Here is a 6,771-nt window from a genome sequence, read left to right on the forward strand (position 1 = left end):
CCGCAGGGCCGACTACCCGCCGCTGCCCGAGCCGCTTCCCGTGCCGGTCATCGACAACCATACGCACCTCGATTTCCGGAACGGCCTCGTGCAGGTCGACGTGCGGAGCGCCCTGGATTCCGCAGCCGCCGCGGGGGTGCGCGGTGCGGTGCAGGTGGGGTGTGATCTCGAATCCTCCCGCTTCACGGTGCAGGCCGTCGAGGCGGACGAGCGCCTGCTGGGAGCAGTGGCCATCCACCCCAATGACGCACCGGGAATTGCGGGGACGGGCCTGCTCGAGGAGGCGCTCGCGGAGATCGAGGTGCTTGCCGCGCATCCCCGGGTCCGAGCGATCGGGGAAACCGGACTTGACTACTTCCGCACCCCCGAGAGCGGCGTGGAACGTCAGCAGTATTCCTTCCGGCGGCATATCGACATCGCGAAGCGACTGGGGCTTGCGCTGCAGATCCACGACCGCGACGCCCACGCCGACGTGGTCGCAACCCTGCTGGCAGAAGCCGTTCCGGACCGGGTCGTGTTCCATTGCTTCTCGGGGGATGCGGATCTGGCACGGCTCTGCAACGATCACGGCTGGTACATGTCCTTCGCCGGAACTGTGACCTTCAAGAACGCCCAGGGACTGCGGGACGCCCTGCGGGTCGCGGACCCCTCGCTGGTCCTTGCCGAGACCGATTCGCCGTTCCTCACCCCGCACCCCTACCGCGGGCAGCCGAATGCGTCCTACGTGCTTCCGTACACCGTCCGCGCCATGGCGGCCGAGCTGGACACCGATCTTGGCGAGCTGTGCGGTCGCCTGGCCGTGAACACCGAGGCCGTCTACGGAAGCTGGACGCCGTCGCGGCTACCATGAACGAGTGATTGAGCCCCGGAAGACGCCGCCTCCCGTTCCACTTCTCGGGGCCGGCGATATCCGCCGGCTTGCCGCCGAGTTGAACCTCCGGCCCACGAAGACCCTCGGCCAGAACTTCGTGATCGACGGCAATACCATCCGGCGGATCGTCGCATCAGCCCAGCTTGGAGCCTTCGAGACGGTCCTCGAGGTCGGCCCGGGCCTGGGCTCCCTGACGCTCGGCCTGCTCGATGCCGCCGAACGCGTGGTCGCCGTCGAAATCGATCCCGTCCTGGCCGCGAAGCTGCCAGCCACGGTGGCGTCCTGGCGTCCTGAACGAACCGAAGCGCTCGACGTCGTCCTTGCCGACGCCATGCGCGTGACGCACCTGCCGCGCCAGCCGACCGCCCTCGTGGCCAACCTGCCATATAACGTGGCCGTTCCGGTGGTGCTGAACCTCCTGGAGCGGTTCCCCACGCTTCGCTCAGGACTGGTCATGGTGCAGGACGAGGTTGCCGACCGTCTCGCGGCCGTCCCCGGCTCGAAGATCTACGGGGTGCCGTCCGTCAAGGCAGCCTGGTACTCGAGTATGGAGAAAGCCGGCACGGTGGGAATGAATGTCTTCTGGCCCGCGCCCAAGATCGCGTCCGGACTGGTGCGCTTCACCCGGCGCGAACCGCCGGCCACCACCGCCAGCCGAACCGAGGTGTTCGCCGTCATCGACGCCGCCTTCGCCCAGCGCCGCAAAACCCTCCGGGCGGCGCTCGCCGGTTGGGCCGGGAGCCCGGTGCTTGCCGAGCAGGCCCTCCGCCGCGCGGGCATCGATCCCACTGCCCGCGGGGAGGTGCTCGGCATCACCGCCTATGCGCGGATCGCCGAGGCGAAGGCAGCTGCCACGACGGCGGGATAACCCGTGGGATGACTGGTGGGATAGGAGCTGCGGGCGTGCCCGAACTACCTTGAACCGCTTGCCGTCCTCTAGGTTGGTACCTATGGTGTTGGGCAAAGTAGGGGAGATGCGGGGCAGTCCGCGGATGGTCAGGGTTGCCGCTCCCGGCAAGATCAACGTCTCGCTCCGGGTCGGCCCACCACGTGCGGACGGCTATCACGGTATCGCCAGTGTTTTCCTCGCTGTATCCATGTACGAAGTGGTGACTGCAACCCGGACGCAGGGACAGGACGTCACAGTCTCGATCACGAGTGCGGGTCCATTCGACATCCCCGTTGATTCGGTGCCGTTGGACGACACCAACCTCGCGGTACGCGCGGCCCGGCTGCTCGCGGAGGTGAGCCCCGGTTCCACGGGCGTCCATCTGGACATTCTCAAGAGCGTACCGGTTTCGGGTGGGATGGGGGGCGGGTCAGCTGACGCAGCTGCTGCACTGCTCGCCTGTGAGGCCCTGTGGGGCAGTGGTTTCTCACGCGACGAACTCGCCAGGATCGCCGCCGAGCTCGGTGCCGACGTCCCCTTCGCCCTGTTGGGGGGAACGGCCGTCGGGCTGGGCGTGGGGGAACGGCTCACGCCCGCGATCTCCAAGACGCCCCTCCACTTTGTGCTGGTCCCCGCTGATTACGGTCTCTCGACCCCTGTGGTGTACCGGCTGCTGGACGGGATCCGGCAGCGGAAGGGTGTCGAACCCCCGGCGCCGGAGATCGACCCCTCGATCCTCGGCGCGATGCGCGCGGGCGACGGCGCGGGGCTCGCACCCCTGCTGCACAACGACCTCCAGGAGGCTGCGCTGGAACTCGCCCCCGGGCTAAGGGATATCCTTGACGTGGGGCAGAAGGCCGGAGCGCTCGCCGGCATCGTCTCGGGTTCCGGGCCGACAATGGCTTTCCTCGCTTCCAGTGAGGTTCATGCGACGGACCTTGAATCGCGGCTCACCGCGGCCGGACTCATCGCCATGGCGGTTTCCGGTCCGGCCCACGGCGCGCGGATCCGGAGTGATTCGTCCGCCTGACCGGCAGTCCGCCCCGCTTCTATACAGTTCTTAACGAAAGCAGCATTTCTTGGCACACCTTCTCGGCGCTGAAAACCTCAGCGTCGCCTTCGTCACCCGCACCATCCTCGACGGGGTTTCCCTCGGCCTCGAGGACGGCGACCGTATCGGGGTGGTGGGCCGTAACGGCGATGGCAAGTCCACCCTGATGCGCCTGCTTGCCCAGCGCCAGAAGCCCGACTCGGGCCGCGTGACGCGGCGCCGCGACGTCTCGGTCGGTTACCTGGACCAGACCGATGTGCTCGACGGCGCGCTCGAAGTGGGCGAGGCCATCGTGGGGGACCAGGCGGACCACGAGTGGGCCTCGAATCCGAAGATCCGCGACGTGATGGGCGGACTGGTCTCCGAGGTGGACTGGCACGCGAAGGTCTCCTCCCTTTCGGGCGGGCAGAAGCGCCGGGTGGCGCTGGCCAAGCTCCTGATCGGCGATGACGACGTCATCATGCTCGACGAGCCGACCAACCACCTCGACGTCGAGGGCGTGGCCTGGTTGGCCCGGCACCTCCGCCAGCGGTGGCGCCCTACCGAGGGTGGGCTGCTGGTGGTCACCCACGACCGCTGGTTCCTCGATGAGATCTGCAACCACACCTGGGAAGTCCACGACGCCGTCGTCGATGACTTCGACGGTGGCTATGCGGCTTATGTGCTGGCCCGCGCCGAGCGCGACCGCATGAATTCCGTGATCGAGTCCAAACGCGTCCAACTCGTCAAGAAGGAACTGGCATGGCTGCGGCGCGGAGCCCCCGCGCGGACGGCCAAGCCGAAGTTCCGCATCGAGGCCGCAAACGAACTGATCGCCGACGTTCCCGAGCCGCGCGACTCCCTTGCGCTCAGCAAGATGGCGATGTCCCGGCTCGGCAAGGACGTCCTGGACCTCGAGGGAGTCAGCCTGTCCCTACCCGCCGACGAGGACGGGGCAGGCCGGACGCTCTTCCACGACGTCACATTGCGCCTTGCCCCGGGGCAGCGGCTGGGCCTCGTGGGCGTCAACGGATCGGGGAAGACCACCCTGCTCCATCTCCTCAACGGTGACGTGCTGCCGACAGGCGGCAAGGTAAAGCGGGGCAAGACCGTGCAGACGGCCGTTCTCTCGCAGGAGGTCCTCGAGCTTGATGAACTCGGAAGCAGCCGGGTCATCGAGGTGATCGAAGCCGAGAAGCGCGTCTTCAGTGTGGGCGGCAAGGAAGTGTCGGCCAGCCAGCTCGTCGAGCAGCTCGGCTTCACCAACGAGAAGCAGTGGACCCGCGTCAGCGAGTTGTCAGGAGGCGAGCGGCGGCGACTGCAGCTCCTTCGGCTGCTGGTCGGCGAGCCGAACGTCCTCATGCTCGATGAGCCGACCAACGACCTCGACACCGACACCCTGTCGGCTATCGAGGATGTCCTGGACGGCTGGCCCGGAACCCTCGTGGTCGTCTCGCACGACCGCTACCTCCTGGAGCGGGTGACCGATTCGCAGATGGCGCTGCTCGGTGACGGGCGCCTGCGGGATCTTCCGGGCGGTGTTGACCAGTACCTTGAGCTGCGCAACGCGGCGGGCCCCATGACCGCCACCGGCTCAGCGGCGTCGCCTGCCAACAGCGGCGGGTCCGGCGGCACTGGCGGTTCTTCCGAGGCCGAGCTGCGGCAGGCCCGCAAGGACCTCACGCGCATCGAGCGGCAGATCACCAAGGTGGATGCCCAGAAGGGAAAGCTCCAGCAGCAGATGCACGACGCAGGATCCCGTGCCGACGTCGACTTCGACCAGATCGCCGACCTCAACTCCAAACTGCAGGCACTGCAGGAAGAGACAGGCGAGCTTGAGGAGCAATGGATGGCAACCGCGGAGATTCTGGGCGAGTAGTTGCCCGACAAAATCGAGTAGTGGAACCGCCGGTTTATCCTCGCACCCCCGTTATGGCTTCGTTATCGTTGGCCTAAATGACTAGTGGTAGACATTTGTGGGGGTAGCTGGATGGCGTATGGCATCAGTGTTGATGTAGGAACCAGTTTCACAGCGGCCGCGATAGCGCGGTTCGGTGGGGGGTTGGATTCGGGACCGCAGGTCCTGCCCCTCGGGACCCACGCCAACGCTGTGCCGTCCGTCATCTTCATCGGTGAGGATGGGCAGAGCGTCGTCGGTGAGGCCGCTGAACGCCGGGGGTTTGCCCACCCCGAGCGCCTTGCGCGCGAGTTCAAGCGCCGCATGGGAGATGATGTCCCGCTGGTCATCGGTGATGTCTGCGTGTTGCCCGAGGACCTCTTCGCCACCATGGTGCGGTGGGTTGTCGACCGGGCGGAGGAACGCGAGGGGGAACCCCCGGCCGCTGTCACGCTCACCCACCCCGCCGAATGGGGTGGGCACAGGACGGCGCTGTTGCACAAGGCCCTCGCCGGGGTGGGGCTTGCCGGCGTTTCGCTCCTGACCGAGCCCGTGGCCGCCGCGCTGCACTACGCCGTCCAGGAACGGGTCGAACCGGGCAGCACCCTTGCGGTGTACGACTTCGGGGGCGGCACGTTCGACGCAACGGTTGTTCGAAAAACGGACGCCGACACCTTCACGATCCTGGGGACGCCCGAGGGGATCGAACGACTGGGTGGCGCCGATTTCGACCAGGACGTGTTCCGCCATGTCGTCACCGGCGCTTCCGAGGCCTTCGCCGGTCTTGACAGCGCCGACCCCGACGCGCTGTCCGCCGTCGCTCGTGTGCGTCGCGAGTGCGCCGCGGCCAAGGAGGCACTGTCCACGGATCCGGAGGCCACGATCGCGGTCCTGCTCCCCGGAGCGCACACCCAGGTAAGGCTGGTCCGGTCCGAGTTCGAAGCCATGATTGAAGCCCGGGTCCATGAGACGATCGACCTTCTCGAGGGCACCGTTGCGTCCGCGGGGGTAGCGGTGAAGGATCTTACGGCGGTGCTCCTGATCGGCGGGTCCTCCCGGATCCCCCTGGTGGCGCAGCTCATTTCGGAGCGTCTGCTCAGGCCTGTTGCCATCGATGCAGACCCGAAAGCCTCCATCGCGCTCGGCGCGGCCTTCGCTACCGCGGCGCTTCAGGATACCGACGACGGGGCAGCAGGCGACGCCGGTACGGCGCCTGGCCGCGATGCCTACGCCGCCGGTCCCGACTCGCAGGCCTCCGCGGCATACTCCTTCACCGCGCAGCACGGACCCCACCACCTGACGGCCAACAAGAGGATCGGCACACGTGTCATGGCTGTTACTGCAGCCGTTGGGCTGCTCGGTGTTCTGACGGCAACCGCAGCCAACTCCCCGACGTCGATGGCGGCCCTGTCCGGAATCGTCGCCGGACCGGAACAGGCTGCGGCAGCAGCCGAGCCGCCCGCGGCCGATGCGCAGCCCGGCAGCGTCGCTCCGAGCGACGACGCCGCGCCGGGCCACGACATCGGCTCGGTGCCCGGCGCCAACTGGTTCGACACCATTGTTCGATCGGGAAGTACCACGGGAGGGAATGATCCAGCGAGGGGCACCGGGGGGCGCGCAGGCAGCGTTCCGGCGGAAAGCGGCCCGGTCGGCACGAAGTTGGGCACAGGCGATCTTGACCGGGAGGATGCCTCACTGTCACCGGGAGCGAAGCAGTCCGACGAACCGGACGAGGACCCCGAATCGCGTGACGGTACCCGCTCGAGCCCTGATTCGTCGACGCAGTCCCCCTCATCAAGGTCATCGGCTCCTTCATCGGGTGCCTCATCCGCACCTTCACCGACTCCTCCCTCCGCTACGAGGACGCCGATCGCAGGGCCTTCGCAGGCGGGATCCGACCCGGTTCGGGAAGCCCCGGCGACAGCTCCAGCACTGGGGCCCGTGCTGCCGGAAACTGCTTCCCCTGATCCGTTGCCCTCAGCGACCGCTCCGGTTCCTGGGCCGGTGCCGTCGGCGAGTGATTCGGCGGATGCCCCGGCTCCTTCGGCGGCCGCTCCGGTTCCTGGGCCGGTGCCGTCGGCGAG

Annotated in this window: 5 protein-coding genes; all 5 read left to right on the forward strand. The window is 67.6% G+C overall.

Annotated features, from left to right (window positions below; genetic code table 11):
* Positions 1 to 850: TatD family hydrolase (locus Y704_RS20495; RefSeq protein ID WP_051476931.1), on the forward strand; the 850-nt coding region annotated here is incomplete at its 5' end.
* Positions 851 to 854: 4 nt separating this feature from the next.
* Complete coding sequence (rsmA, locus tag Y704_RS0110555; RefSeq protein WP_026550095.1) at positions 855 to 1,739, forward strand: 16S rRNA (adenine(1518)-N(6)/adenine(1519)-N(6))-dimethyltransferase RsmA; 885 nt, start codon at positions 855 to 857, stop codon at positions 1,737 to 1,739.
* Between the two features lie 82 nt (positions 1,740 to 1,821).
* Positions 1,822 to 2,790, forward strand: a complete 969-nt coding sequence (locus Y704_RS0110560; RefSeq protein ID WP_026550096.1) for a 4-(cytidine 5'-diphospho)-2-C-methyl-D-erythritol kinase — start codon at positions 1,822 to 1,824, stop codon at positions 2,788 to 2,790.
* 49 nt (positions 2,791 to 2,839) lie between these two features.
* Positions 2,840 to 4,669, forward strand: coding sequence for an ABC-F family ATP-binding cassette domain-containing protein (locus Y704_RS0110565; RefSeq protein ID WP_026550097.1), 1,830 nt, complete (start codon positions 2,840 to 2,842; stop codon positions 4,667 to 4,669).
* A gap of 183 nt (positions 4,670 to 4,852) precedes the next feature.
* Positions 4,853 to 6,771, forward strand: a 1,919-nt coding sequence (locus tag Y704_RS23460; RefSeq protein WP_253904292.1) for an Hsp70 family protein, incomplete at its 3' end; no start/stop codon positions are given.

The organism is Arthrobacter sp. Br18, from assembly GCF_000520555.1.
GTDB lineage: Bacteria > Actinomycetota > Actinomycetes > Actinomycetales > Micrococcaceae > Arthrobacter_D.